Annotated in this window: 1 protein-coding gene; it reads right to left on the bottom strand. The window is 67.0% G+C overall.

The genetic code is table 11. The annotated features are described in order from the left end of the window. On the bottom strand, window positions 1–415 hold a 415-nt coding region (locus ACYVKZ_RS17540; RefSeq protein WP_460993544.1), incomplete at both ends, for a 4-hydroxyphenylacetate 3-hydroxylase N-terminal domain-containing protein.

The following is a 415-nucleotide window of genomic DNA, read 5'->3' as shown; positions in this document are numbered from 1 at the left end:
ACCGGCGGGTTCACGATGGCGTGGTTCCAGTAGAGGACCTTCTCCTGCGACTCCTTGTACCAGCGCAGGGCATTCTCCTGATAGGGCTCGTAGAAGTCGGGCATGCCGCCGAGGGTTGCGAGGAACGCGGCCTTGTAGTCCGGCGAGCGGCCGAGCCAGCCGTAGGACATCCGGGCCCACGTCTCGATCGCCTCGCGGTCCTTCTTCAGGTCCTCGACGCTGTGCGGCGCACGGAAGTAGCTCATGGTCTGCCCGCCGGAGCCGGTGTCGGTCGGGACGAGGAGCTTCTCCTGCACGCCCGGGGTATGCATGGCGTCGTAGAGGCGCGCGGCGCTGCGGACGGAGTTGCGGAAGGCCGGGTGCGTGGTGACGTCCTTGACCCGTTCGCCATAGATCCAGACCTCGCGGTCGTCCT

This window comes from Sinomonas soli, from assembly GCF_054782415.1.
Note: the sequence above shows the minus strand (reverse complement) of the source record. Positions and strands in the feature narration are given on the sequence as shown.